We start from the raw sequence: 26,421 nt of genomic DNA, 5'->3' as shown, positions 1-26,421 counted from the left end.
CGTTCACCGTACGTCACCTCCAGCTTGGACGGCAGAGCCAGTCACTCTGCCGGCTCCAGCCTCTTTTCTTTGCCGATGCGCTTGTTCTCGATCTCGCGGCCCTGCCACTCCTCCTGCCACTCGGACGGGTGGTTGGAGACGGTCACCTGCACCGCCGTCACCTTGTACTCGGGGCAGTTGGTCGCCCAATCCGAGTTGTCAGTGGTGATGACGTTGGCGCCCGTAACCGGGTGATGGAACGTCGTATAGACGACGCCCGGCGGCATCCGGTCGGAGATCTTCGCCGTGAGCGTTGTCGCGCCGACGCGGCTCGCGAGCGACACCTTCATGCCGGTCTTGATGCCGCGCAGTTCCGCGTCGCTCGAATGGATCTCGAGGATGTCCTCGGGGTGCCAGGCGACGTTGTCCGTGCGCCGGGTCTGGGCACCGACGTTGTAGTGCGCCAGGATGCGCCCTGTTGTCAGGATCAGCGGGAAGTTGCGGTTCGAGCGTTCTGCCGTCGGGACGAAGCCTGTCAGCATGAAGCGGCCCTTGCCACGCGTGAACTCTTCCGTGTGCATGACGGGCGTACCGACCGGGTGCTCTTCGTTGCACGGCCACTGAATGGATCCAAGCTCGTCGATCCGGTCGAAGGAGACACCCTCGAACGTCGGCGTAACGCGGGCGATCTCGTCCATGATCTCAGCCGCATTGTTATAGCGCATCGGATGACCCATGGCGGTGGCGATGCGGGACACGACCTCCCACTCTGGCATCCCCTGCTTCTCACGCATCACCTTGCGCACGCGATTGATGCGCCGCTCGGCGTTCGTGAAGGTGCCATCCTTCTCGAGGAACGACGTACCGGGCAGGAAGACGTGAGCGAACGCGGCCGTCTCGTTCAGGAACAGGTCCTGGACGATGACGATGTCCATCGATGACAGTGCATGCTCGACGTGATGCGTGTTGGGATCCGACTGGGCGATGTCTTCTCCCTGGATGAAGAGGCCCATGAAGGTGCCGTCGGATGCCGCATCGAACATATTGGGAATGCGCAGACCAGGCTCGGATTCGAGCTTTGTGCCCCATTCCTTCTCGAAGATGGAGCGCACTTCGGCGTTGCCAACGTGACGGTAGCCCGGGAATTCGTGCGGGAACGAACCCATATCGCAGGAACCCTGCACATTGTTCTGGCCGCGGAGCGGGTTCACGCCGACGCCTTCACGGCCGATGTTGCCGGTTGCCATCGCGATGTTGGCCATCGCCATGACCATCGTCGAGCCTTGGCTGTGCTCGGTGACGCCGAGGCCGTAATAGATCGCACCGTTGCCGCCCGTCGCATAAAGGCGGGCCGCTTCGCGAACCTGCTGTGCCGGAACGCCGGTGATCGATTCGAGAGCTTCCGGTGAATTCTCCGGCCGCTTGATGAACTCTTCCCAGCGATAGAAATCGGCTGGTTCGCAACGGCGGTTGACGAACTTGCGATCAATCAGGTTCTCAGTCGCAATGACGTGACCGATCGCGTTCATGATGGCGACGTTGGTCGAGGGCTGGAGCTGCAAGTGGTAGGCAGCCTCGACGTGCGGCGAACGAACGATGTCGGTGCGGCGCGGATCGATGACGATCAGCTTTGCGCCTTCGCGGATGCGTTTCTTCATGCGCGAACCGAAGACGGGGTGACCATCGGTCGGGTTGGCGCCGACGACCATGATCACGTCAGTCTTATCGATACTCTTGAAGTCCTGCGTGCCGGCGGATTCGCCGAACGTCTGCTTCAAGCCGTAGCCGGTTGGCGAATGGCATACGCGAGCGCAGGTATCGATGTTGTTCGTGTTGAAGGCACCGCGAACCATGCGCTGGACAGCGTAGACTTCTTCGTTCGTCGTGCGCGAGGAGGTGATGCCGCCAATCGAGTCCTTGCCGTACTTCGCCTGCGTCTCTTTCAGGCGCTTCGCGGCGTAGTTGATGGCTTCGTCCCAGGACACGACCTGCCACGGATCGGTGATCTTCTCGCGGATCATCGGCGTCAGCACGCGATCCTTGTGCGTCGCGTAGCCAAACGCGAAGCGGCCTTTAACGCATGAGTGACCTTCGTTCGCGCCGCCGTCCTTGTAGGGAACCATGCGCGAGACTTCTTCGCCGCGCATTTCGGCTTTGAACGAGCAGCCGACGCCGCAGTAGGCGCAGGTCGTGACGACGGAGTGTTCCGGCTGGCCGAGATCGAGCACTGATTTCTCGATCAACGTCGCCGTCGGGCAGGCCTGCACGCAGGCGCCGCAGGAGACGCATTCCGAGGCCAGGAACTCTTCGTCCATGCCGGCAGAGACGTGTGAAGCGAAGCCGCGGCCGTCGATCGTCAGTGCGAACGTGCCCTGCACTTCTTCGCAAGCGCGGACGCAACGCGAGCAGACGATGCACTTCGAGGGGTCGAACTGGAAGTAGGGGTTCGAGCCATCCTTCGGCTTGAAGCGGTCGTTGAGTTCACCATCAGCGCGCTTGGCGAATACGTGGTTCTCACCGTCGTAACCGTAGCGGACTTCGCGCAGGCCGACGGCGCCCGCCATATCCTGCAGCTCGCAGTCGCCGTTGGCGCCGCAGGTCAAGCAGTCGAGCGGGTGGTCGGAGATGTAAAGCTCCATGACGCCCCGGCGGATGTTGGCGAGGCGGGGATTTTGCGTCGTGACCTTGATGCCGGGCGCGACGGGCGTCGTGCATGATGCGGGCGTTCCGCGGCGGCCTTCAATTTCACAAAGACAAAGGCGGCAGGAGCCCCAGGCGTCGAGGCTATCGGTGGCGCAGAGCTTCGGAATTTGAATTCCGAGCTGCATCGCCGCGTTCATGATCGAGGTGCCTTCGGCAACCGTGATTTCGCGGCCGTCGATTTCGAGCGTCACCATTTTGGTGGCTTCGTGAATCTCCGGGCTCGGCGTGCCGTAGTCCGTCTCTTTGATGAGGGTCATCGGCTTGACGTGATGGTTCATGGAGCGTCCTCGTTGAGGATTGTAATCCTGGAAATTACTCTGCTGCGTCCGCTAGAAACTTGTTTGACGGCGCGGGCTTTTGAAAGTCCTCGGGGAAGCCGCGCACCGCACTCATGACTGGGAACGGCGTCAGTCCGCCCATGGCGCAGAGCGAACCGTCCGCCATCGTCACGCATAGATCTTCGAGCAGGGCCAAATTCTTCGCGCGGTCGACGTCGGCGATGATCTTGTCGATCACCTCGACGCCGCGCGTCGAACCGATGCGGCAGGGAGTGCACTTGCCGCAACTTTCAATGGTGCAGAACTCCATCGCGAAACGCGCCTGCTTGGCCATATCGACCGTATCGTCGAACACGACGAGACCGCCGTGGCCGACCATCGCGTCGACCTTGGCGAATTCCTCGTAATCCATCGGCACGTCGAACTTCGATGCCGGGATGTAGGCGCCGAGCGGGCCGCCAACCTGGACCGCGCGTGCCGGACGGCCGGTTGCGGTGCCGCCGCCCCAGTCTTCGATCAACTGACGCGTCGTGACGCCGAAGGCCTTCTCGACCAGTCCGCCTTGCTTGATGTTGCCGGCGATCTGGAACGCGAGGGTGCCGCGCGAACGGCCGACGCCGTAGTCGCGATAGAACTCGCCGCCCTTGTCAATGATGATCGGTACGGCCGCGAAGCTCATCACGTTGTTGATGATCGTCGGCTTGCCGAACAGGCCTTCGATCGCGGGGATCGGCGGCTTGTAGCGAACGATGCCGCGCTTGCCTTCGATGCTTTCGAGCATGGAGGTTTCTTCGCCGCAGATGTAGGCGCCTGCGCCCATGCGCACGAAGAGATCGAAGGAATATTTAGATCCTTGGATATTGTCGCCGAGCCAGTTGGCGCGACGCGCAATCTCAATAGCTTCGCGCAGAACATGCACGGAGTGCGGATATTCGGAACGGACGTAGATGTATCCCTTTTGCGCACCGCCCGCGACGGCCGCGATCGTCATACCCTCGATCAGGCAGAAGGGATCGCCTTCCATCAGCATGCGGTCGGCAAAGGTGCCGCTATCGCCTTCGTCGGCGTTGCAGGCGACGTATTTTTCGCCGGCGGGCAAATCGTGAACCGTCTTCCATTTGATGCCGGTCGGGAAGCCGGCGCCGCCGCGTCCGCGAAGCCCCGATGTCGTTACTTCCGTGACGATGTCGATCGGCTTCATCTGGAGGGCTTTCGCCAGACCCTGGAATCCGCCGTGAGCGCGATAATCTTCAATCGAGAGCGGATCGGTGATGCCGCAGCGGGCGAACGTCAGCCGTTCCTGGTTTTTGAAATAGGGAATTTCTTCGGTGCGGCCGTGGCCCAAAGCGTGCGATTTGCCTTCGAGGAAGCCGGCATCGAAGAGGCCTGCGACGTCGCTTGGCGCAACCGGTCCATACGCAACGCGGCCCTTGGGCATTTCAACTTCGACCAGCGGCTCGATGTAGAGCATGCCGCGCGAACCGTTGCGGACGATCTGAATGTCGAGCTTGCGCTTTTTTGCTTCCGCAGCAATTGCGGCCGCAACTTCATCGGCGCCGACCGAGAGGGCGGCGGCATCTCGTGGTACGAAAACCCTGATCATTCCGCGGCTTCCTTCTCGAGGCTGCCGATGATCTCATCGAAACGTTTAGGATCGACTTTACCATAAAGTTTTTCCCCGACCATAATCGCCGGCGACAGCGCACAGTTGCCGAGGCAGAAGACCTGCTCGATGGTCACCATTCCGTCGGCCGTCGTGCCGCCGAGCGGCGTGCGCAACGATTGCTCAGCGTGCTGACACAACGCGTCGGTGCCCATGGACTGGCAGGCCTCGGCCCGGCAGATCTTAACGACGTGCTTGCCGACAGGATGGCGCTTGAATTCGTGATAAAATGTCAGGACGCCGTAAATTTCGGCGCGCGAGCGGTTCAGTGCCCTCGCGATGACGGGCAACGTAGCGTCGGGCACGTAGCCGAGCTGGTGCTGCAAGTCGTGAAAGATTTCAAGAAGCTCGTCAGGCTTGTTTCCGTGGCGTGCGCATGATGCCAACGCCGCGACCTCAGCAGGGGTCGGGGCCGGAACTTGATCCACCCGTGAGCCGTTCGTTTGCTTTACGGCTTTCTTCGCCATGTTTGGCGTTTCCTCAGTGTTTGTTGGCGGTCGCCGTGACGCAGAAGGCCACTTTGCCGCATGATTTTAAGTGTGGCATCCGATGCCCGTATTCAAATCGATATGGTCGATCTCATTATAGATTTCATCTATGAGGCGACGCAATAACTGCGGGGGAACTCACAGTTTGAGGCAAATATGGCGGTCTAAGTGGCCGTTTCTCCTTAAGAAATAATGTTTACTGAAAATTTGGCGGCGGCCGCCTGAAAGGCGCGGACGAGGGGTGCGACAGGATCACGACTCTGTGTGACCAGTCCCACGCTGTGGGCGACTTTAGGCTCGACGAGGGGAATGGCCTTCAGTTCCTGCTCGCTCCCGAGCAGGTCCAACAGATAATGGGGCATCACACTCGCGAGGTGCATCAGCCGGACATTTGAATAAAGATTGATCACCGAGTTGGTTTCGAGCGCGGGCGTGGGACGGCATCCGGCGTCGTGAAAGGCGCGATCGATGATTCGGCGGTTCTGCATGTTTGACGTCAGAAGTCCGAGCGGCAACTCGGCGGCTTCGCGCCAAGTCACGGTCTCTCGATCGGCAAAGGCATGGCCTTCCGGGATGAACAGGCAGTAGCGTTCGAAATAGAGCGGTGTCGCGACCAAGCCGTTGATCGGCTCGTTGTCGAGATAGCTGATGCCGGCGTCGATCGAATAGTCGTCAAGCCCGCGGAGAATTTCCTCAGAGCTCATAGACATGATTGTGAAGTTGATCTGCGGGTGCAGGCGCTGGATGTCCCGCGTCAGGTAGGGGATCATCGGCAACGCCGACGGTATGGCTCCGAGCGTCAGCCGGCCGGTCAGACCGAAGTCGCTGATCGCGAGGTGGGCCAGCTCCTGATGCATCGACGCCCAGTTGTTGAGGATGAGTTGCGCCCACTTGAGGACGCGCTCTCCCTCCTGCGTCAGGCCCTGATATCGCTGGCCGCGTTCGACGATGGGGACGCCAAGCTCGAGCTCGAGCTGGCGGATGCGCCCCGAGAGTGTCGGCTGCGTGACGTTGCAGGCCTGGGCGGCGCGCGTGAAATGCTTCTCGCGTGCGAGGGCGACGAGATATTGAAGCTGGCGGATATCCATTTGTCTCTCTCTCCCGAGAGAGGGCTAACCATCGGCGGCCCTATGAGCAAATGCAATCTCGCAGCCCGTCTAGCAACCCGTCCTGGGCTCGACCGGCTCGCTGGCGTGGGCAAGGCCTAGCCGCGGGTTTAGAAGTCGATTCCGCCGGCGTCGAAGACGTGGCCCGAAAGGGAACGTCCGCGGCGCGACGCCAGATGGAGTGCCAGCGTGGCGACATCGGGCTCGTTCGCGAGGTAGGCGCCGGAATGGCCGCCATCATAGAAGGCCCTCGGACCGACGCCGTTGATGCGGATGCCTTTGCCGGCCCATTCGCGCGCTTCACTCGCAATCATCGCCGCAAGAGCGGTGCGGGCGAAGCCGGCGACAGCGGCCGTGCGGCGATCTTGGGGTTCGGGCATTTTCAGGACGTTCAAGACCATGCCTTCGCTCAGTACCACGCACATGCGATTGGCGATGACGCGCGTCAGCTGCGCGAGCGGCGCGAGCTTCGAGGAGACGAGGGCTTCGAGATCGCCGTCGGCGTTCAGGGCCTCAATTTCGGTTGACGAGATCGACGCCATATTGATTGCCGCATCGAGGCCGCCATAGGTCTGGGCCGATGTTTGCGCGAACTTCGCGGCGCAATCGGCGTTCGATATGTCGAGTGTATGGAGGCGAATTTCGCTGGCGCTCTGCGTCAACAGCGCGGCCAGTTCGACCAGTTCAGGGGAAAGGTCCGTCGTATGGACAACGAGGCGGCCTTTCAGGTCCGCGAAGGCGCGTGCAACGTCAACGCCCGCTACGCCTGTGAGACCCGTGATCAGGATGCGTGCCCGCGCAAGCTCGCTCGAGACTTCACTTTCGACGCTGGTACCTACTCGATCCATGTACATGCGCTCTTCCCCTCTTGAACAATACGCTTAACCGGCGAACGCGAGAGGCGCCGTCGGTTGCACGATAGCATGCCGATTCGCCTAACGAGACCTAAACAGCGCGCCGATTCGGGTTTGCGGGAGACAGGTCAAGGGCGCTTTTGCGGCTATGCACGGGTGCGGACATATGTTCGCAAGATATAATCGTGTGACCTCAGCGCCCCTCAGGGGGTATGATCACTCTGGTTGTGGCGGTGCCGCGCGAAAAGGTGGTGATAGCGGCCGTCAGTACATTGCTTCCGTTCTTCCGTCTGCGAAGGTTAAAGGCAGACGAATCGAAGGCAGCCTGGAACACCATGACAAAGCAGGACATTTCAAAGCCGCAGGCCAGTGTCGCTCCTGTCGACATTGCTGCGCCGTCGCAGGCTCTCGGTGCCGCCTCGGGGCCCGCCCCCGCGACCGGTCCCGCCGCGCCTACAACCGATGAGGCAAACGATACGCTGCCAGAGCCGGCACCAAGGGACGGGCTCATCGTGCTTTCGATCGTGATCGTTTCTGCAGCGATTGCGATGATGTGCTTCGCGCAAATCGGGCTTTCGCTGTCCGTTTCAGCCGCGACCGGCATCGTCGTGCTCGCGCTCTCGATGCTCCTGCACAAGCAAGTTCAGAAATCGGCGCAGATCGCTCAGCTCAAAGCTGAGCTTGCGCAAACGCGGCACGACGTGAAGCCGAACGGCATCAAAGCGAACGAGGTGAAGGCTGTTCCTGCAAAGGTAAAGGGCGCGCCGACGCGTCCATCCACGGCTGCGGCGCCTGCCGCGCCTGCCGTCGCTCCGGCTTCGAGCACGCCCGAAGCGCGGATCCGTGAACTGAGCCGCGATATCGGCAATCTGGTACCGCGTGCTGAAGCGGCTGGCCCCGCGCAGCCCGCCGGTGCACCGCAGCCGAAGGCGGTTGCTCCGGAGCAGGTGGCTGTCCGCGCGCCTGCGTCTGCCGATACCATACCCGATCGCGGTGGCGACAAGCAGGGGCGTCCCGCGCCTCGTCCCGTCATGCAACCCACTCTGCAACAACCCTTTATGCAGACTTCGACGCAGCCTTCTCTAGAGGTTCCTGCAAAAGCCCCATTGAAGCCGGTGCCAGATGCCAAAGGCCGTCCGGCGTTTGCAGCTCCGGTGGCCGACAGACCTGCTCCTCCCGAGGCGGGCCGCGAGCGCTGGTCGTTCCGGCGGCGGGTCGACGCGCAGCCTCAGCCTGTCAAAGGGCCGGCGCCAGCTCCGGGCTGGCCGGCTGCCGATGCTACGCCTGCTGCCAACCCGGCCGTGACGATCGAAGGCGATCTCGAGCTGGTTCAGCGGAAGATCAAAGAGCTTGCGGATGAAGTGAACGCCGCCGAAGCTTTGCGCGCGCCGAAGCCTGTGCGTCCGAACGATCGCGCGAAGACGCCTTCAGGCGCGCTCGAGGAGTCTATCGGCGCGCTCCGGGCGGTTGCCAACAACATGCGGCAGCGTCCTTCGCTCGGTGATTTCGTTCCAACGCTCGACACGGCAGTGCCGAAGCCGGCTGCAGCGCCAGCGCCCGCACCGATGAAGCCGGCCGCTGCCGCTGCCGCGATGTCCGCACCGGCTCAGGCGTTACCGGCTCAGGCGTTTGTTCCGCCGGTCGCGGCGGAACCTTCGCCGTCGCAAGGTCTCGGCGAACTCGTCATTCCGGCGACCGCTGAGCGTATCGCCGGTTTCGAGGCCGACGAAGATACGAACGCGGGCTCAGGGTTTGATCAGCCGGGTTTGCAGATGACGGGTGAGCAAGCGAGCGGGCATGAGGAACAGCAATTGCCGCTTCCCGACCTGGCGCTTCCCGAACTGCCCATTCTGGAGTTCGGGGCAGAGGCGGCATCCAATCCGGAATTGCCGCCGCGTGTGGCTGCGGTTGCGCGCGCCATCGAAGACGAGCTGCTCGATGTGATGCTCGGGCCGATCGTTACGCTCGCGGAGCATTCGGTCGGTCACTACGAAATGACGACCATTCTGCGATCGTCGACGGGCGACGCGCTCGAAGCAAACGAAGAGGACTTCGCTCTGATCGGCGAACTCGATTCGCGCTTCGATATTGCGCGTCTCAACCGTGCGGCGGCGCTTACGGGCCGGATGGATGCGCGGGACAGAGGCGGCTTGCTACTGACGAGTTTCCTCGGATCGTCGGTTACGAGCAGGGCATTCCTCGAATCCTTTGCTCACACCTACGAAGCCCGGCCGAGAATTGCCGCGCAACTCGTGCTGACGTTCTCTCAGCGCACCCTCGACGGCTTCTCGCCGGCGGCATGGCAAGCGCTGCGGGATATGCACTCGTTCGGTTTCCACTTTGCGCTCGATCAGGTCACGCACATGGGAACGGACTTTGCCGCGCTTCAGCAAACCGGCTTCCGCTTCGTCCGGCTCGGTGCGCAAGCGCTTCTCGACGGCATGACGTCACGCGACCGTTTCGTGCCGGCGGAGGAGATCCTGCAGCGGGCGACGCTTGCTGGACTGTCGATCGTCGCGAGCGGAATCACGGACGCGGCGACGCAGAAGCGGTTGCTCGATACCGGCGTATTGCTTGGCCAGGGAACACTCTTCGGCGCTCCCCGCCAGGTCAACGTCGGTGGCGGTGCGCCGGCCAAGCATTCGGCTGCCGCATAACGAGCCCCATAGTGAACTGCCGCGACTGCCCAAAAAGGCGTGTGACGACGGAGCCGGATGACAGTCCGGCTCCGGCTCGTTTATAGGCCGCAAATCGAGGTCGCATTAACGGATCTGATCTCGCGTAAGGCCTCGCATGACCGCCATTCCGCTTATTTCCTCTATCGCGCCTTTTGCCGCCTCGTCCGATCTCTGGTTCGTCGACATATGGGGCGTGATGCACAACGGCGTCCGGCCGTTCGCGTCATCGGTCGCGGCGTGCGAGGCTTTCCGGAAGCAGGGCGGCACCGCACTTCTCGTCACCAATTCTCCCCGTCCGCACGAGAGCGTCGCGCGCCAGCTCGACAGCATCGGCGTGGCGCGTTCGGCGTATGACGGCATCGTCAGCTCGGGTGATGTTTCACGCAGCCTGATCGACGCCTGGGCCGGACGGCGCATCCTGCACATCGGACCGGAGCGCGATCTGCCGATCTTCGCCGGCTTGCGTGCGGTGCCCGGAGCGTCCGCGGACGACGCGGAGGTCGCGGTCTGCACCGGGCTCTTCGATGACGAAAGCGAGACGCCAGACAATTATTCGGCGCTGCTGCAAACGCTCAAGGCGCGCAACGTGCCGATGATCTGCGCCAATCCCGATTTGAAGGTCGAGCGCGGTGGCCGCATCATCTATTGTGCCGGTGCGATCGCTGCCGCCTATGTGGCGCTGGGCGGGACCGTGAATTATGCCGGCAAGCCCTTTCGTCCGATTTACGATCTGGCGTTGCGCACGGGGTCCGAATTGCGCAGGGGCGAAGTCAGCAAAGATCGCGTTCTCGCCATCGGGGACGGCGTCGGGACCGATATCGCGGGCGCGTCGAACTTCGGCATTCGTTCGGTCTTCATCGCGAGCGGCGTTCATGTCCGCTCGGATGAATTGCTGCCTGAGGCGGCCGGGCGACTTTTTCCTTCGGATATGCCGCAACCGGTTGCGCTGATGAAGAGCTTCAGCTGGTAGGCGGCTCGCGCACGCGACCGCTACTCAAGCAACCGTCAGGACTATCTTGCCGATGTGCGCGCTGCTTTCCATCCGCGCGTGGGCTTCGCCGACTTGTGCGAGCGGATAAGTGCTGTCGATCGGCACCTTGATCTCGCCCGTCACGATGCGGGGAATGACATGCTCTTCGATACTGCGGGTAATGTGGCCCTTCACTTCGGGCGAGCGAATGCGCAAGGTCGATCCGGTGAGCGTAAGCCGCTTCAGCATTACGCGCATGAAGTCCACTGTCGCCGTCGAACCCTTCTGAAAGGCGATGTTGACGAGACGGCCGTCGTCGCCGAGTGAGCGAATGTTCTTCTCTATGTAGTCGCCACCGACCATGTCGAGAATTACGTCAACGCCTTTGCCGGCGGTCTCGCTCTTGATGACCTGTGCGAAATCCGCTGTCCGGTAATTGATCGCCACGTCGGCGCCGAGAGCGCGCGCAGCTGCGCATTTTTCATCGGAACCGGCGGTCGTGAAGACCGTCGCGCCGAAGGCTTTCGCGAGTTGGATCGCGGTGACGCCGATGCCGCTCGTGCCGCCGTGGACGAGGAATTTCTCGCGGTCCTTGAGATGGCCGCGATCGAACACGTTGTGCCAGACCGTGAAGAAACTCTCGGGGATTGCTGCCGCTTCGATAAATGAAATCGCGTCCGGCTTCTTGATGCAGGAAAGCTCAGAGACGGCGACGTATTCGGCATATCCGCCGCCGGGGACGAGCGCCATGACGGCATCGCCCACCGCGAGATGATGGGCGTTCTCCCCAAGAGCTGCGATGACGCCCGAGACTTCGAGGCCCGGCAGCTCGGAATGGCCTTTCGGCGCCGGATAATTTCCCTGCCTCTGGAGCACGTCGGGCCGGTTCACACCCGCAGCTGCAACCTTGATCAGCACTTCACCGGCTTTCGGCTGCGGCACCGGCACGTCGGTCAGCTGCAACACCTCGGGGCCGCCGGATCCAGCGATCACAACGGCTTTCATCGACGTCGGCAGATCCATCACGCTCGCTTTCTCATTGAAGACGCGAGAGGAATGCACCGGTACGTCGATTGGAGCAAGCGGATCGGCGCAACGGCTAAGGTTCGTTCCACTGATCATGTCGTTCCCGATAGCAACTCTCGACCGCTTGCGGCATCTCACATAAGCTGCCGCAAAAGAGACTTGGAGGAACAGCCATGGACCTCGATGATCTAATGCCGCGAAAGAAGCCGGCCGGTATGGCGATCGGAGACAATCTCGAAACGCTGTCCGTCGCCGAGCTCGAAAGGCGCGTGAAGGATCTCGAAGACGAAATCGCGCGCGTGAAGGTCGAGCTTCAAAAAAAGCGTCAGCATGAGGCCGCTGCCCGCGCGCTTTTCAAATCGTAAAGAAGTTCTGAAGTATTTATCTGAAATGCGTTCGATGCCGTTCGATTTCGAGACTGGTCAAATTCGAACAATGTGCCAATTCGCTAATGCCGCACTGTCCAAAGGCTTACGCGACTTAACTCAGCTTTAAGCAAATCCGGGCAATTTGGGCGCCGATCCAGGCCATCTGGATATAAGCGGCCCCTCTGCCGCTTAATTGACGCCTCCCTGTTGACTTTCGGGCCGCTCGATGAGGGCGGCTCTTTTTTTGCATTGTCCACAGGAGCATCGGCCAGTTGGGGATACACGCCCCGTTTTGGGCGTTCTTGTTAACTATGGTGCTCTAATGTCAGTTCGTGGTAGCAGTTGCGGACGGGTAAGCGTTTGTATCGTTGAGGGTCATGAGTAACGTATATCGCGTGGATGGTGCGCCTATTGGCAGCGCCACAACGGTCTCGTTCGGTGAGCGGTTTCAGTCCTCCGAACAGTTCGACCACATCTTCAAAGAAGGCATGGCGCTCGTGGAGCGCACGGCCAGCTACCTTGATGGACCAGGCCGTAAGGAAGCCAAGGATCTCGTCGGCGGCGTAGGCGTGCTCTATGCCACCGAAAGCATGCGGCTGACAACTCGGCTGCTCGACCTCGCCTCATGGCTGCTGATCCGTCGCGCATTGCGTGAGGGGGAGATCACACCGGAAGAGGCACAGAAGAAGCGCCGCCGCGTGAAGCTGCAGGCCTTCGGCCGGCCTTCGCACGTCAAAGGCTATTCCGATCTTCCGCAGGGTCTGCAAAACCTGATCGAAGAAAGCTTCCAGCTGCACGATCGCATTTCGCAGCTCGATCGCGTTCTGACCAAGCCTTCGGCTGCCGATACGCCGGAAGCGGCCGTCAATCCGGTCGCGCAGCAGGTTGGCCTGCTGGAGCGCGCGTTTGCAGGCAAATACAGCTGAATTCAAGATTTCGCGCATTGAAAAAGCCCGGTCTCGCGACCGGGCTTTTTTGTTATCAAGCGAGAAGACGTTCGATCGCGCTTCGGCGATCAGAACATGCCTTCGAACTTCTTCTTGAAGCGCGACAGGCGGCCGCCACGGTCCATCAACTTCGCGTCGCCGCCGGTCCAGGCCGGGTGCGTGTTCGGGTCGATGTCGAGGGTCAGCTTGTCGCCGGCCTTGCCATAGGTCGAATAGGTCGTGAATTCCGTTCCATCGGTCATCACCACCGTGATCTGGTGGTAATCCGGGTGAAGGTCGGCGTCTTTCTTCATAGCCTTGGGTCCGTCTTGTAATGCGTTTTCACGGCGAAGCTCTGAAGAGCCTCGGCCCCGGTCGTTGCAAAGGGGACTGAATTGGCGGGTTCTTTAGCCGAGATAAGCACGCTAGACAAGGCCGGATCATAGGCCGAACCTGGGCAAATCGTAAGGATCGGCGGCCAAAAAGCGGCCCATTGTCTCTTGAGCCCGGCGGTCGTGTGGGGCATGGTCCGGGCCGGCTCCAGGGTTGAATCATCTTGTTTCCCCGAGCTTTGGACCAAAAAAGGCCGATGAGCAGCGACGTTGCAGATCAGGGCCCCGAAAGGGCCCAAACCGCCGACGAGGGTACGCGACAATCGAAGCGCACGGCGCTCAAGCCGCTCCTTGCACTCAGGCCACTCATCCTGTCGCACAAGGGCGCCCTTTGGGGTGCGATCATTGCGCTCGTCGTTTCGGCGTTGGCGATGCTCTCAGTGCCGCTTGCCGTGCGCCGGATGATCGACAACGGCTTCGGCAGCAACGATTCGACGTTAATCAACAACTACTTCCTGACGATGATCGGCATCGGTCTCATCATCGCGATCGCGAGCCCCGCGCGGTTCTATTTCGTCAATTGGATCGGTGAACGGGTCGTTGCGGACCTCAGAACGAAGGTCTTCGCCAAGCTCGCCAAGCTCGGTCCGTCGTACTTCGATCTCAACCATTCCGGCGAGATCATGAGCCGCCTCACGGCGGACACCACGCAGATCAAGGCCGTAGCAGGTTCGGCATTGAGCCAGGCGGCGCGCAATTCGATCATGCTGGTCGGCGCGCTCATCATGATGTTCATCACGAGCCCCAATCTGTCGGCGCTCGTATTTCTGGCGATTCCGATCATCGTTCTGCCGCTTGTCGGATTTGGCCGCGTCGTCCGCCGGTTGTCTCGGCACGCTCAGGATACGCTCGGCGAGGCGTCTGCCTATGCCTCGGAAAACCTCGGCGCCTATCTGACGATGCAAGCCTATGTGAATGAGAAGACGGTCTCAGATCGCTTCTCGCGTGCCGTCGAGCGGACGTTCTCGGCAGCGCGGCGGCGGATGCTCGCGCGCGCGGCGCTGACGGGCGTTGCGATCTTTCTCACCGTCGTGAGCGTGACGGGCGTGCTCTGGTATGGCGCGTCCGAGGTCGTCGAAGGGGACATGACTGGCGGCCGGCTCGGGCAGTTCGTGCTTTATGCGCTGTTTGCGGCTGGAGCTCTGGCCGAGCTGTCGGAAGTCTGGGGAGAGGTCAGTCAAGCGGCGGGCGCCGCGGAACGGCTTTCGGAAATGATGGCGACGGTGCCTGACATCCGTTCGCCAGACAATCCAACGCCGCTGCCGGAGCCGTCGACCGGCACCATCGCATTCGAGAACGTGACGTTCGCCTATCCGACCCATCCGGCGGAGAAGGCACTCAGCGGCGTCTCCTTCCGCGCCAACGCCGGCGAAACGCTGGCTCTCGTCGGCGCATCGGGGGCGGGCAAGACGACGATCTTCAATCTGCTTCTGCGCTTCTACGATCCCAGTGAAGGCGTCGTTCGCGTGGACGGTGTCAACGTCGCCGATGCCGACCTTGCGGCGCTGCGCCGGCGTATCGCCCTCGTGCCGCAGGACGTCGCGCTCTTTGCCGATACGGTTGCCGAAAACATCCGCTACGGAACGCCCGGTGCGACGCTCTCAGAGGTTCGCCGCGCAGCGACGGCGGCTCAGGCAGACGAGTTCATTCGCCGTCTTCCCGACGGCTACAATACGAAGCTTGGCGAACGGGGCACATCGCTTTCCGGCGGCCAGCGGCAGCGGATCGCCATTGCACGCGCCATTCTGAAGAACGCACCGATCCTCCTGCTCGACGAAGCCACTAGCGCTCTCGATGCGGAGAGCGAAGGCGCCGTGCAGCGGGCGCTCGAAGACTTGATGGAAGGCCGGACGACGATCGTCATCGCGCACCGGCTAGCAACGGTGCAGAAAGCCGACCGTATCCTCGTCATGGAGAAAGGCCGGATCGTCGAAGCCGGCACGCATCTCGAGCTGGTTCGCCGCGGCGGAATTTATGCGCACCTTGCCGAGCTGCAATTCGGGCGCGAAGCGGCCGAATAGCCTAGGCCGGTCGCTTTTTAATCGGCTCTTAATATCTGCGTGCTGATCATCAGTAGCATGAGGGCTTTGACGGTCATTGTCGCGCTGTTTGGCTGTTTCGTGTACGATATTTCGTACAACAACGGCGATATCATCCGTTGGCTCGCCTATACCCTCGGCATCGCGTAATCGGCAGAACGGAGCGGGTTTCGACATCGCTCGCCTTCGGCGCGAAAGCGCGATCCCTTATCTGTTCGTCAGCTTCAGCTCGATGCGGCGGTTCTTTTGGAAGGCTTCTTCCGTCAAGCCGGTGTCGATCGGCGCGAACTCGCCGTAGCCCGCGGCGACAAGGCGATCGGGCGGGACACCTTTTGAGATCAGATATTTGACGACGGACGCGGCGCGCGCCGTCGATAGTTCCCAGTTCGACGGAAACTGCGAGCGCGAAATCGGGCGTATGTCAGTGTGGCCGTTGATCTGCAACGCCCAATCGATGTCGGGCGGGATTTCCTTTTGCAACTCGAGGATCGCCGACGCGATCTGGTCCATCGCGGCGTCGCCTTCGGGCGTCAGTGTCGCCGATCCCGCGGGGAAGAGAACTTCCGATTCAAAGACGAAGCGATCGCCCGCGATGCGAATGTCTTTCCGGTCTTTCAGAAGCTCTCTCAGGCGGCCGAAGAAGTCCGAACGATAGCGCTTCAATTCCTGCACCTGCTGCGCGAGCGCAGTGTTGAGGCGGGCGCCGAGATCCTTGATGGTCTTGTCGCTCTCGGTGCCCTTCTTCTGGGATACATCGAGAGCCTCGCTCAGCGCCGCGATCTGGCGGCGGAGGGCGACGAGCTGCTGGTTGAGCAGATCGACTTTCGACAGGGCTTCTGCCGAGATGTTCTTCTCTTTTTCGAGATCGGAGCCGAGGGCCACGGCGCGTCCTTCCGCTGCCTTGGCGCGCTCATCCGAGCCGAGCCCGGCGCCGGTCAATTTCTCGTTCTCGGACTTCAGGGCGGAGAGGGATGCTTGCAGTGCGGATAGGTCGTCTTGCGCTGACTGGGACCTGCCCTTTTCGAGCGAGAGCATCGAGGTCAACTCGGTGATCTGCCGGGTCAGGCGCTGGAGGGCTGAGTCTTTTCCCGTCGACTCCTGGGCGGAGAAGTATTGGGCAATCATGAAGATCGACATCAACAGGGTGACGACGAGAAGCAGCGTCGACAGCACGTCGACGTAGGCAGGCCAGAATTCCCCGTATTCACCGCCGCGACGGGAACGTCCGCGTGCCATGGGCCTTAGACCCCGCGCTTCATGGCGTCGGCGAGGTTGCGCAGCATGTGGGCAACTTCGGCCTGGCTCTGCGCCTGCTCATCGACCCACTCGCGGACGACCTTTTGCTCCGAGCGCATTTGCGTGACGAGCTGGTTGACGCCGCGTGCAAGGTCTCGCACGTCGTCCTGCGCGGGCGTGCCTTTCGCCGGTCCCGCCGTCTGATCGACGACGCGGTTGGCGAAGTCCTCGAGCGACCGCTGCATTTCGACGACCGCCGACAGAAGCTGGCGGCTGATATAGTCATTGGTGTTGGCACCTGCGCCCGAGGGCGACAGCTCCGTAATGCCCGACAGCCATTCCTCGAGCTCGTTGTAGAACCGGTTGTGGGCGTGGCTTGCCTGAAGCTCCAGGAAGCCCAGGATCAGCGATCCCGAGAGACCCAGCAGCGATGACGAGAAGGCGGTGCCCATGCCCTTCAGCGGGGCGGACAAGCCAGCTTTCAAATCGCTGAAGAGCTGAACGTTATCGGTCGCCTTGCTGTCGAGGGTATCGATGGCCTGGCCGACCGACTGGATGGTCTCGAGAAGACCCCAGAAGGTGCCGAGGAGGCCGAGAAACACAAGCAGGCCGACGAGGTAGCGGCCGGTATCCCGGGCTTCGTCGAGCCTTGAGCCGATCGAATCCATGAACGAGCGCATCGCCGCGGTCGACAGGGACAGCGTGCCGGTTCGATCGCGCAGCATCGTGGCCATCGGCGCCAGCAGCACGGGGCGGGCGCTAATCGATAGACCAGGATCGGAGATGCGGAAGGCGTTAACCCAGCGGATTTCAGGGTAAAGCCGGAAGACTTGGCGATAGGCGTAGACGATGCCGAGCGCCAACGTTCCAACGATCAGGCCGTTGAGACCCGGATTGTTGAGGAACGAGTGCTGCAATTGATCAAAGAGTATCGCGGCCAGAAAGCCGACCAACGTCAAAAAGATCGTCATGCGCAGCAAAAAGACACCGGGTGGTGTCAGCCGCCGTGATACCGGCGCGAGTGCCGAAGCATCGCCCGGGCGGATCTTGGCCATTATTCCTCGCCCTCCGAAGCCCAGCTATCCGCTAGAACTCTAGCGCAAGGCTGTTCCATCGAAAACGGGCAACTTCATGCCGAAGTCGCGGCCAGACCGCGACCATGCAGCACGATTCAGGCCTTATTGATGAGATATGACCCCAAAGCTTTGTGAATGGTGGCGTTGGCGGCCAGAATGTCGCCAGTTTCCAGCATCTTATCGCCACCGTTCAAATCGGTGACGAAAGCGCCGGCTTCGCGGGCGATGACGATGCCCGCGGCAACGTCCCACGGCTGAAGATTGTGCTCCCAGTAGGCGTCGAACCGGCCCGCGGCGACGAACGCGAGATCGAGGGCGGCCGAACCCGTCCGGCGGATGCCCGCGACTTCCTTCATCATCACGTCCATTTCTTTCAGATAGCGTGCGTGTCCCTCGCGGCCGCGATGAGGGATGCCGGTCGTGATGAGCGCATCGCCGAGGTTCTTGCGTGCTGCGACGCGCAGGCGGCGGTCGTTCATGAACGCGCCCTTGCCCTTTTCGGCCGTGAAAAGCTCGTCGGTCGCCGGATTGTAAATGACGCCGGCAACGAGTTGACCTTCGCGTTCGAGGCCAATCGAGACGGCGAACATCGGGTTCGAGTGGAGGAAATTGGTGGTTCCATCGAGCGGATCGACAATCCACGTGTGTGTTTTGTCAGCGCCGACGATTTCGCCGCGTTCCTCCATCAGGAAGCCGTAGGTGCCGCGAGACTTCGAGAGTTCCTTGAAGATGATGTCTTCCGCCTTGTGGTCGGCGGCGGAAACGAAGTTGGCCGGGCCTTTGATCGAGACCTGCAGCTGCTCGACCTCGCCGAAATCACGAACGAGGCTGCGCCCCGCCTTACGTGCCGCCGCGATCATGACGTTGAGGGTCGGGGATACGTTATTCATTTCATTGGTCCGGACGGCCGCAAAAAAGGGGAGTGCCGGGCTCTAACGGCTCTTGCACCGGGTGGCAAGGCGACTGAAAGGCTACGGCGCTTCGGCCATGCCGGTGTCGACCCGAATGCGGTCGGTCCAGGCGGATGCCTCTGCCTCCGCTTTCTGGCGGTCGGCTTTCGGCATTTTGGCGATCTGGTCGTCGAGCGTCTTGTCGTCAATACCGCCCTTTTTGGCGATCAGACGCCACTTGGCTCCCTCGATTGGATCTTTCTTCACCTTGATGCCATCGAGGTAAATGTAGGCCATGCGGTTCTGGGCGCCGACGATTCCCTTGTCGGCGGCGGCTTTCATCAGGATCGGGATTTTGGGCTCGTCTTTCGTCAGGCCCATGCCCTGGATGAGGCGAACGGCGTAATCGTACTGGGCCTCGGGATAGCCCTGCTCGGCGGCGCGAGACAGCCATCGCGCAGCCTCGAGTGCGTCGGCATTGGTGCCCGTTCCAGTCTGGTAAAGCTCGGCGAGGTCGTATTGTGCCTGCGCCAAGCCTTTTTCCGCGGCATAGCGGATGTGCTGGAAGGCGCGAATGGGGTTTTCGGGCTTGCCGTCGCCTTTGAGGAAAAGAAGGCCGAGATTGTAGTTGGCTTCGGCCTGGCCGGTCAGCGCTGCTTTTTCAAAAAAATCGGCGGCGATTTTGCGGTCTTTCTTTACGCCACGGCCTTCGGCGTAGGAGATGCCAAGCGCGAAGGTGCCTTGGATGTCGCCCATGTCGGAGGCGCGTTTATAGTATTCGAAGGCTTTCCGGTCGTCCTTCTGGACGCCGAGACCTTCCGTGTAGATGCGCGCGATCAGCGTGTTGGCCTGGGGCTCGCCGCGCGCGGCCGCTTCCTCGGCGAGCTTCAGAGCCGTCAGATACTGGCCCTGATCGAATGCAGTGTAAGCCGCGTCGTCACCGGTCGCCGGTACCGTCGATGGAATTGATTTCCGGATGTCGGTCGTTCCGTCCTGCGCCTTTGCCGGCGCAGCGGAGTTCGCGGGCTTCTTCGGCGACGGAGCGAGCTTCGGGACCGGCGTTTCGGTTTCCCTCGTGATCCACGAGCTGTTGTCGGCCATCAGCGGCGCGGCGGCGCCGACGCCGAAGAGCGCCAACAGCGCGACAGGGGCTACGAACTTCGTGACGCGCCCGATCATTTCGCGGGCTCCCGAATTCTCAAGGCCTCGGAAAATTTACGGATTTCAGAAGCGGCCGTTTCCGCAGCATTTGTGGATGTGAGGCGTACCGCGACGAAGTCAGCGCCGGTTGCGGCGAGGGAATGCGCAGAGTCCGGACTATTGACATCAAAGGCGACGCAGGGAATTTCGAACACTTCGCTCCACCATGAGACGAGATCGAGCTGTCGCTCGGCGGCGCGTTCCAGGTCTTCGACGTGAGGGGGAACGCCGAAGGCAACGTAATCGGCGCCTGCTTCCGCCACTTCCATTGCGTCGTGACGGCTGCGCCCGGCATCGACACCAATGATCATTCCCGGCGCGGCCGCTTGCTTCAAAGTTTTGAACTCGCGGACGATTTCGCGCGACCAAGGCAAATGGACGCCGTCGGCGCCGAGTTTCGCCGCATCGTTGAGGCTCGAGGCGACGAGGGCCGCGATATTCCTTTTCTGAGCCTCAGCAATAAGTGTGCGCGCGGTGGCTTCGTCGAGTGCGGAGCCATCTGCAGGACGAATGAGAATGCTCGCGAGATGCGCGGCATCGCACGCGGCCTTCAGCACGCTTGCTGCGTGCGCTGCGGTAGATCCCGCATCGATCTCGAAATCTAGATAAAGGCTGGTGGCGCTCGACACGCGATAAGGCTCCAATTCAGGCCCGCTCTTCAAAGCCGATTGCGGCGGAAACAAGAACGGGGGCATTCAAGGTGTGTGGCAACGTTGGTTTCCCGCATTGGGTCGCAGCAATCGAGGCTATACTCAAGACGATTCGAGTTTTCTTGGTCACAGACCGGTTTTTTCGCCGGATTCCGAGCCTTACGCAGTTTACCAACGAGGGGGGACGGGCGATGGTTGCCCATCTCTGAGTTTCGGCGTTTTTCCGCCAACTTGAGGGCTCACGTAGTGTCGGCAACGCTGGCATCGCCGCGCCTCTCGCCTATCGGAGCCAAACGGGGAATGAATAAATTTTCTCTTCGCCTTATCGGCGTTAGCTTGCTGGGGATTGGTTTAGCCGGCGGCATTCCTGCCGCCATGTCAGAGCCGACGGTTCAGAATTCGCAGGACGGGACGACGACGTATTTTCCGCCGTCCAGCACGCCTGCAACAACCGGCGCGATTCCCTCTTCCGAATCAACGAAAGACGCGGCTGAAGCCGCCACCTCATCGCCCGCGGCGGAAGCTCCGGCTGCTCCGAGGCCATCGACGGCGGCCGTAACGCCGCCCGCCAGTGAAACGGCTCCTCCTGCGGAGCCGAACGTATCGACACCGCCGCCATCGGCGACAGATCCGGCCGCGGCAACGCCCGCTGTGGCGCCTGCGGATACTGCAACTCAACCGAAGCCCGAGGCGACACCGGCCGTTGCTGCACCCGTCGCGCCGCCCGTCAGTCCGATCGTTGAGGCGGTCCGAGCGAAACTCGGCGAGAAATCTCTCGCAGGCCGTGACAACGTCAGCGAGGATGTTGCGGCCGCGCGCGACTTCTACAACTCGCGAACCGAACCCGTGTGGGTGCACGACGGCGCGTTCACGCATAAAGCCAAGGCCGTGATCTCGACGCTCAGAAGCGCGGACGATTGGGGTCTCGAGCCCAGCGATTTCCCGGTGCCGGAACTTTCGAGCGGGGCGAGCCCTGAAGCACAGGGCGCAGCGGAAGCCCAGCTGACGCTTTCGGCGTTGAAATATGCGCGCTTTGCACGTGGCGGCCGTCTCGATCCCGTGGCGCTCAGCAATATTCTTGACATGAAGCCGCCGGTCAAAGATCCGAAGTCGGTGGTGAGCGAACTGGCGAGCGTCGCCGAGCCCGATGCGTACCTGCGCGGTCTAAATCCGAGGCACGTCGGCTTCGAGCGGCTGCGCCAGGCGTTGCTGAAGGCGCGCGGTCCGAAGCAGGAAGAAGAGCCGATCGATCCGGCGCTGTTGGTAAAGCTGCCGCAAGGCAAACAGTTGAAGCCCGGCGCGGAAGACGATCAGGTGTTGCTGCTCCGCCAACGTCTGAAGGTGCCGGCCAGCAATTCCGCCGACGAGCGCGTTTACGACGACCAGCTGGCCGACGCCGTGCGCGCCTTTCAGCAGGACAATGGCCTCAAGTCCAATGGTGTCGTGACCAATCGCGTTCGCGAGGCGCTGAACAAAGAAGGCGAGCCGAAGAAAGTTGATCCCACGCGCAATCTCGACCGGCTGATCGTGAACATGGAGCGCTGGCGGTGGCTGCCTGTGGATCTCGGGCCCTTCTATGTGATGAACAACATTCCCGAGTTCACCAGCGAAATCTGGAAGGGTAACGAGCTAGAGCTCAAGCAGAAGATGATCGTGGGGCAACCGTCCTGGCCAACGCCGGTGCTCTCGGCGAAGATGCAATTTGTGATCTTCCATCCGAGCTGGGGCATGCCCGACGGCATCAAGGCCAAGGAGCTTCTACCGCGTCTCAGAAGTGCGTCCGGCGGAGGTACGGGTATCGGTTTCTTCGACCAGCTGTTCGGTGGTGGTGGCGGTGGCGGCTCCCGCGTGCTCGAGTCGTACAAATTGCAGGTCTATTACAAGGGCCAGCCGATAAATCCGGATTCCGTCGACTGGAGCACGGCCGATATCCGGCAGTACAGCTTCACTCAGCCGCCCGGGGCGGACAATCCGCTCGGTCTCGTCAAATTCCGCTTTCCGAACCGGCATGACGTTTACATGCACGACACGCCCCAGCGTGATCTCTTCGGTCAAAGCTACCGCGCTTTGAGCCACGGATGCATGCGCGTCGAGGAGCCACGCCGGACGGCGGAAGTTCTACTCGCCCAAGATAAGGGATACTCGACCGAGAAAGTCGGGCAGCTCTGGGATAGCGCCGCAAACGTTACGCTATCGAAGGAAGTGCCGGTCTATCTGGTGTACTTCACAGCTCGCGTCGACGACGATGGACGGCTCGCGACCTATCAGGACATCTATGGTCATGATGGACGGATCATGTCGGCGCTACGCGGTCATCCGGTTCGCTACACGGCGCCGGAATCGATCGATCCGACGGAATCGGATGCACCGAGCGCGTCCAACGAGCCGCGCGGCGGCACCAGGATCGGCGATGCCGGATCTGACAGCATGATGGATACACCTCCATCATCGAAGAAGAACGCGAAGAAGAGCGCATCGGCGAAGCAGCAGAAGCCGCAGGGCAAATCAACCGGCGGCACCATTCAGGATGCGCTTTCGAACATCTTCCTGAACTGAGCCGGCGCTATCGGCCATTCGGTGAGCCGCAGACAAAAAAAGAGCGGATCAAACGATCCGCTCTTTTTCTGTTTCGCAATTTGTGTTTCGAGGCGGCGCGAGTTCAGGCGGCCTTCTCGAGCTTTTCGTTCCATTTGCCGAGCGCGGCGAGGCTGTTCATCTTGGCGCGATGCGTGAAGGCGCGCTGACCGGCAGCAACATTCTCCGGCTTTCCACCCCAGGCCTGGATCGCTGCGGCCTGCAGCGCACGGCCGTAAGAGAACGTCAGCGGCCACGGCAGCGGGCCGGCGGCGTTCATGAGCGACAGGTGCTCGGTCGCCACCTCATCGGATTGGCCGCCCGAGAGGAATGCAATTCCCGGAACTGCGGACGGCACCGTTTCCTTGAGGCACCTGATGGTCTTTTCGGCAACCTCGGCGGGGCTCGCCTGCTTCGGCGATTTCTGGCCAGCGATGATCATGTTCGGCTTCAGGATGATGCCTTCGAGTTCCACGCGCGCATCGTAGAGCTCGCGGAACACGGTGCGCAGCGTCCATGCCGTCACGCGGTAGCATTCGTCGATGTCGTGGCCCGAATGCGGGCCGTCCATCAGAACCTCAGGCTCGACGATCGGAACGATACCCGCTTCCTGGGCGAGGGCGGCGTAACGGGCGAGCGCGTGCGCGTTGGCCTTCACGCAGTTCCAGCTCGGCAGGCCGTCGGCGATGGTGATGACGCCGCGCCACTTCGCAAAGCGCGCGCCGAGCTTATGGTACTCGGCGAAGCGCTCACGCAGACCATCGAGGCCTTCGGTTATCGTTTCGATCTTCGACGTCGGGCCGGCGAGCGGCTTGGCTCCGACGTCGACCTTGATGCCCGGAATAGAGCCAGCGGCTTTCATGATGTCGACGAGGGGCGTTCCGTCCTTCGCCTTCTGCCGCAACGTCTCGTCATAAAGAATGACGCCGGAGACGTAGTTTTTCATACCCTCGGTCGCGCGGAACAGCATCTCGCGGTAGTCGCGGCGGCTGTCCTCGGTCGAGGTGAGCTTGATCGTGTCGAAGCGCTTCTTGATCGTGCTCGTGCTTTCGTCGGCAGCGAGAATGCCTTTGCCAGGCGCAACGAGGGCGCGGGCAATATCCTCAAGTTTGTCGCTCATTTTTGCCTCCGTAGGCGTTTTCAATTCCTTACTCGTGAAAACGGGCGCTGTTTCACAGCGCCCGTCTGAATTCCATCAAATCAGCTTGGCCATCGCGACTGCGGTATCGGCCATGCGGTTCGAAAAGCCCCATTCGTTGTCGTACCACGAGACAACGCGGACGAAGTTCCCGTCGATCACCTTGGTTTGATCGAGGGCGACCGTCGATGACGCGGCGTCGTGGTTCAAGTCCATGGAAACGAGCTTTTCGTTGGTCGTCGCCAGAATGCCGGCGAGGCGGTTCGACTTCGACGCCTCGATGATGGCCTTATTGACTTCCTCGGCCGTCGTATTCCGCTTGGCGACGAACTTGAAATCGATCAGCGAGACGTTCGGCGTCGGCACGCGCATCGAGGCGCCGTCGAGCTTGCCATTCAGATCCGGGATGACGAGGCCGACCGCTTTCGCGGCGCCCGTCGTCGTCGGGATGATGTTCAGCGCGGCGGCACGGCCGCGGTAGAGATCCTTGTGCAAGGTGTCGAGCGTCGGCTGATCGCCGGTGTAGGAATGGATCGTCGTCATGAAGCCGTGCTGGACGCCGATGACGTCGTGCAGGACGTGGACGACCGGAGCGAGGCAGTTCGTCGTGCACGATGCGTTCGAGACGACGACGTGGTCCTTCGTCAGCTTGTCGTCGTTGACGCCGTAGACGACCGTCAGGTCGGCGTTGTCGGCGGGTGCGGAGACGAGCACGCGCTTGGCGCCCGCATCGAGGTGCGCCTTCGCCTTCTCTTTCGACGTGAAGATGCCCGTGCACTCGAACGCGATATCGACGCCGAGGGCTTTGTGCGGAAGCTCAGCCGGGTTCTTGATCGCGGTGACCTTGATCGGTCCGCTGCCCGCATCGATCGTGTCGCCGGAGACCTTCACTTCTTTCGGATACCGTCCATGCACGCTGTCATAACGCAGCAGATGGGCGTTCGTTTCTACGGGACCGAGATCATTGATGGCGACGACTTCAATATCCGTGCGTCCACTCTCGATGATTGCGCGCAGCACGTTACGACCGATGCGGCCGAAACCGTTGATCGCCACCTTCACAGTCATTCTCGGGGGTCCTCCGGGGTAAGAGATTTATGCTTGATCTGACGAGATACCGCCTGATCGCCGTTATCGCCAGGAATTGCGGGTCTTTAACGTCAGTTGGTGGCCTGCTGTCAATCAAATAGGCCCCGTGCTTGGAGACACTGCCCGGCAAATCTTTTCGTTCAACAGGGTACAAACACGGTCTCGTTTATTGACGTCGTTTACCTTCGCCACGTAACGTAGGCGGCGACTAAGGTGCGTCAATCGTGTCGCCCGAGAGGGCGATTAGAGGCCATGACTGAACGCAACACCGTCAAGATCAAGCGCGGGGAAGAGGTCAAGCCTGCCCGCAAACCGATGGGCGACGTTGAGCTCCGGTCGGAAAACGCGCGCTTGCGTGCCGAGTTGGCGGCCGCGCATCAGCGTATCGCGGAGCTCGAGCAGCGGTCGGCTGATGCGCTCAACCGGATTGATTGGGCGCTCGATTCGCTTCATAGTCTGCGCGAGAGCGGTTGACTGTGCGCGTCGTTCAATCGGAGAGCGGCGGAGCTGCCGGATAGAATGGCCGAAGTCCCGTTCACCTTCAATCAACGCACCTATCGCTTTTCGTGCGAAGAGCACGATGCGCGGCGTCTCACGGATATCGTCGATTATCTAAGCTCCAAGCTCGATGGACTGCTGCAGGAGCACGGCGCCGTCGGCGACGAGCGGCTCATCCTCATGGCTGCATTAATGGTGACCGACGAGCTGTTCGACGCCCGGGCGGACGTTGACGAGCTGCTCGAAGGCAGCGCGCCGGAGGTGCGATCGGCCGCCATTCGCAGCATCGAGGCCGATGACCCCGGTTCCGACCACGAGGACGAAGACATCGAGCCGGTGAGGCGGCGGGCCAAAGGCTAGCGCGTATCCCAGGATAACGCCCGGCCGGGCCCTGGATTTTTCCCGGTATCTCGCTTAAATCAGGGGTGCTGCGGGGCTCGTCAGGGACAAATGACCCGGGGGCCTATAAGATCCGCACGGGTGCTGTCCCTGTCCGGAGCCGTGGCTTCGGACATATGGTGCCCACCTACGCTCGTAGGGACCACGCGGGATCATGTTCCCAACGGCCTTCGCGGCATTTGCCTTTTGGACGGATTGAGC

22 protein-coding genes and 1 other RNA gene are annotated in these 26,421 nt (G+C 61.5%); 9 read left to right on the top strand and 14 right to left on the bottom strand.

Going from position 1 to position 26,421, the window contains the following annotated elements; translation table 11 throughout:
- Positions 1-41: 41 nt before the first annotated feature.
- From fdhF to AB4Z24_RS04685, 5 genes are all read right to left on the bottom strand, one after another.
- Positions 42-2,939 (bottom strand): formate dehydrogenase subunit alpha, encoded by a 2,898-nt coding sequence (gene fdhF, locus AB4Z24_RS04705; protein WP_441706807.1) that lies wholly within the window; start codon positions 2,937-2,939, stop codon positions 42-44.
- Positions 2,940-2,994: 55 nt separating this feature from the next.
- Positions 2,995-4,563: a formate dehydrogenase beta subunit gene (locus AB4Z24_RS04700; protein WP_441706245.1), complete on the bottom strand. Its 1,569-nt coding sequence runs from the start codon at positions 4,561-4,563 to the stop codon at positions 2,995-2,997.
- Positions 4,560-5,090 carry an NAD(P)H-dependent oxidoreductase subunit E gene (locus AB4Z24_RS04695; protein WP_441706244.1) on the bottom strand — a complete coding sequence of 177 codons (531 nt, stop codon included), beginning with the start codon at positions 5,088-5,090 and terminating at the stop codon, positions 4,560-4,562. The genes AB4Z24_RS04700 and AB4Z24_RS04695 overlap by 4 nt, the downstream gene beginning before the upstream one ends.
- A gap of 203 nt (positions 5,091-5,293) precedes the next feature.
- Positions 5,294-6,199: a LysR family transcriptional regulator gene (locus AB4Z24_RS04690; protein WP_441706243.1), complete on the bottom strand. Its 906-nt coding sequence runs from the start codon at positions 6,197-6,199 to the stop codon at positions 5,294-5,296.
- 128 nt (positions 6,200-6,327) lie between these two features.
- Positions 6,328-7,071: an SDR family NAD(P)-dependent oxidoreductase gene (locus AB4Z24_RS04685; RefSeq protein WP_441706242.1), complete on the bottom strand. Its 744-nt coding sequence runs from the start codon at positions 7,069-7,071 to the stop codon at positions 6,328-6,330.
- 335 nt (positions 7,072-7,406) lie between these two features.
- On the opposite strand from AB4Z24_RS04685, the gene AB4Z24_RS04680 reads away from it, so the two are divergent.
- Positions 7,407-9,728 (top strand): EAL domain-containing protein, encoded by a 2,322-nt coding sequence (locus AB4Z24_RS04680; RefSeq protein WP_441706241.1) that lies wholly within the window; start codon positions 7,407-7,409, stop codon positions 9,726-9,728.
- A 136-nt stretch (positions 9,729-9,864) separates the two neighbouring features.
- Positions 9,865-10,719 carry a TIGR01459 family HAD-type hydrolase gene (locus tag AB4Z24_RS04675; protein ID WP_441706240.1) on the top strand — a complete coding sequence of 285 codons (855 nt, stop codon included), beginning with the start codon at positions 9,865-9,867 and terminating at the stop codon, positions 10,717-10,719.
- A 24-nt stretch (positions 10,720-10,743) separates the two neighbouring features.
- Here AB4Z24_RS04675 and AB4Z24_RS04670 read toward each other — a convergent pair whose 3' ends face one another.
- A complete protein-coding gene (locus AB4Z24_RS04670) occupies positions 10,744-11,724 on the bottom strand; it encodes an NAD(P)H-quinone oxidoreductase (protein ID WP_441706805.1) in 981 nt (326 codons plus the stop codon).
- A gap of 194 nt (positions 11,725-11,918) precedes the next feature.
- On the opposite strand from AB4Z24_RS04670, the gene AB4Z24_RS04665 reads away from it, so the two are divergent.
- Both AB4Z24_RS04665 and rcdA read left to right on the top strand, forming a co-directional pair.
- Complete coding sequence (locus AB4Z24_RS04665; RefSeq protein ID WP_441706239.1) at positions 11,919-12,110, top strand: DUF1192 domain-containing protein; 192 nt, start codon at positions 11,919-11,921, stop codon at positions 12,108-12,110.
- Positions 12,111-12,490: 380 nt separating this feature from the next.
- On the top strand, positions 12,491-13,039 hold the full coding sequence (gene rcdA, locus AB4Z24_RS04660) for a protease adaptor protein RcdA (RefSeq protein WP_290992147.1): 549 nt from the start codon (positions 12,491-12,493) through the stop codon (positions 13,037-13,039).
- An 89-nt stretch (positions 13,040-13,128) separates the two neighbouring features.
- On the opposite strand, the gene rpmE is transcribed toward rcdA, so the two are convergent.
- Positions 13,129-13,353, bottom strand: coding sequence for a 50S ribosomal protein L31 (gene rpmE / locus AB4Z24_RS04655; RefSeq protein ID WP_290992150.1), 225 nt, complete (start codon positions 13,351-13,353; stop codon positions 13,129-13,131).
- A gap of 275 nt (positions 13,354-13,628) precedes the next feature.
- Here rpmE and AB4Z24_RS04650 point away from each other — a divergent pair, with 275 nt between their 5' ends.
- Complete coding sequence (locus tag AB4Z24_RS04650) at positions 13,629-15,452, top strand: ABC transporter transmembrane domain-containing protein (protein WP_441706238.1); 1,824 nt, start codon at positions 13,629-13,631, stop codon at positions 15,450-15,452.
- A gap of 225 nt (positions 15,453-15,677) precedes the next feature.
- Here the strand turns inward: AB4Z24_RS04650 and AB4Z24_RS04645 are convergent, their stop codons facing one another.
- The 5 genes from AB4Z24_RS04645 to AB4Z24_RS04625 form a co-directional block, all read right to left on the bottom strand.
- Positions 15,678-16,706, bottom strand: a complete 1,029-nt coding sequence (locus tag AB4Z24_RS04645) for a peptidoglycan -binding protein (RefSeq protein WP_441706237.1) — start codon at positions 16,704-16,706, stop codon at positions 15,678-15,680.
- Between the two features lie 5 nt (positions 16,707-16,711).
- Positions 16,712-17,761, bottom strand: a complete 1,050-nt coding sequence (locus tag AB4Z24_RS04640; RefSeq protein ID WP_441706236.1) for a flagellar motor protein MotA — start codon at positions 17,759-17,761, stop codon at positions 16,712-16,714.
- Positions 17,762-17,877: 116 nt separating this feature from the next.
- Positions 17,878-18,672, bottom strand: coding sequence for an inositol monophosphatase family protein (locus AB4Z24_RS04635; protein WP_441706235.1), 795 nt, complete (start codon positions 18,670-18,672; stop codon positions 17,878-17,880).
- A gap of 81 nt (positions 18,673-18,753) precedes the next feature.
- The gene (locus tag AB4Z24_RS04630; protein WP_441706234.1) at positions 18,754-19,851 is read right to left on the bottom strand and encodes a tetratricopeptide repeat protein; all 1,098 of its coding nucleotides are present in this window, start codon (positions 19,849-19,851) and stop codon (positions 18,754-18,756) included.
- Positions 19,848-20,501, bottom strand: coding sequence for a thiamine phosphate synthase (locus AB4Z24_RS04625; protein WP_441706233.1), 654 nt, complete (start codon positions 20,499-20,501; stop codon positions 19,848-19,850). Before AB4Z24_RS04625 ends, AB4Z24_RS04630 begins: the two co-directional genes overlap by 4 nt.
- A gap of 321 nt (positions 20,502-20,822) precedes the next feature.
- On the opposite strand from AB4Z24_RS04625, the gene AB4Z24_RS04620 reads away from it, so the two are divergent.
- A complete protein-coding gene (locus tag AB4Z24_RS04620; protein WP_441706232.1) occupies positions 20,823-23,078 on the top strand; it encodes a L,D-transpeptidase family protein in 2,256 nt (751 codons plus the stop codon).
- A gap of 103 nt (positions 23,079-23,181) precedes the next feature.
- Here the strand turns inward: AB4Z24_RS04620 and AB4Z24_RS04615 are convergent, their stop codons facing one another.
- Both AB4Z24_RS04615 and gap read right to left on the bottom strand, forming a co-directional pair.
- Positions 23,182-24,216 (bottom strand): class I fructose-bisphosphate aldolase, encoded by a 1,035-nt coding sequence (locus AB4Z24_RS04615; RefSeq protein ID WP_441706231.1) that lies wholly within the window; start codon positions 24,214-24,216, stop codon positions 23,182-23,184.
- A 75-nt stretch (positions 24,217-24,291) separates the two neighbouring features.
- The gene (gene gap / locus AB4Z24_RS04610) at positions 24,292-25,302 is read right to left on the bottom strand and encodes a type I glyceraldehyde-3-phosphate dehydrogenase (RefSeq protein ID WP_441706230.1); all 1,011 of its coding nucleotides are present in this window, start codon (positions 25,300-25,302) and stop codon (positions 24,292-24,294) included.
- Between the two features lie 273 nt (positions 25,303-25,575).
- Here gap and AB4Z24_RS04605 point away from each other — a divergent pair, with 273 nt between their 5' ends.
- The 3 genes from AB4Z24_RS04605 (at position 25,576) to ssrS (ending at position 26,403) form a co-directional block, all read left to right on the top strand.
- Positions 25,576-25,797 (top strand): hypothetical protein, encoded by a 222-nt coding sequence (locus AB4Z24_RS04605; RefSeq protein WP_290992170.1) that lies wholly within the window; start codon positions 25,576-25,578, stop codon positions 25,795-25,797.
- Between the two features lie 45 nt (positions 25,798-25,842).
- Positions 25,843-26,181 carry a cell division protein ZapA gene (locus AB4Z24_RS04600; protein ID WP_441706229.1) on the top strand — a complete coding sequence of 113 codons (339 nt, stop codon included), beginning with the start codon at positions 25,843-25,845 and terminating at the stop codon, positions 26,179-26,181.
- Positions 26,182-26,243: 62 nt separating this feature from the next.
- A non-coding RNA gene (gene ssrS, locus AB4Z24_RS04595) (6S RNA) lies at positions 26,244-26,403 on the top strand.
- The last annotated feature ends 18 nt before the right edge of the window (positions 26,404-26,421 follow it).

Origin of the sequence: Hyphomicrobium sp. 2TAF46 (assembly GCF_052114865.1) — a bacterium.
GTDB lineage: Bacteria > Pseudomonadota > Alphaproteobacteria > Rhizobiales > Hyphomicrobiaceae > Hyphomicrobium_B.
This window is presented reverse-complemented; position numbering and strand designations above follow the sequence as displayed.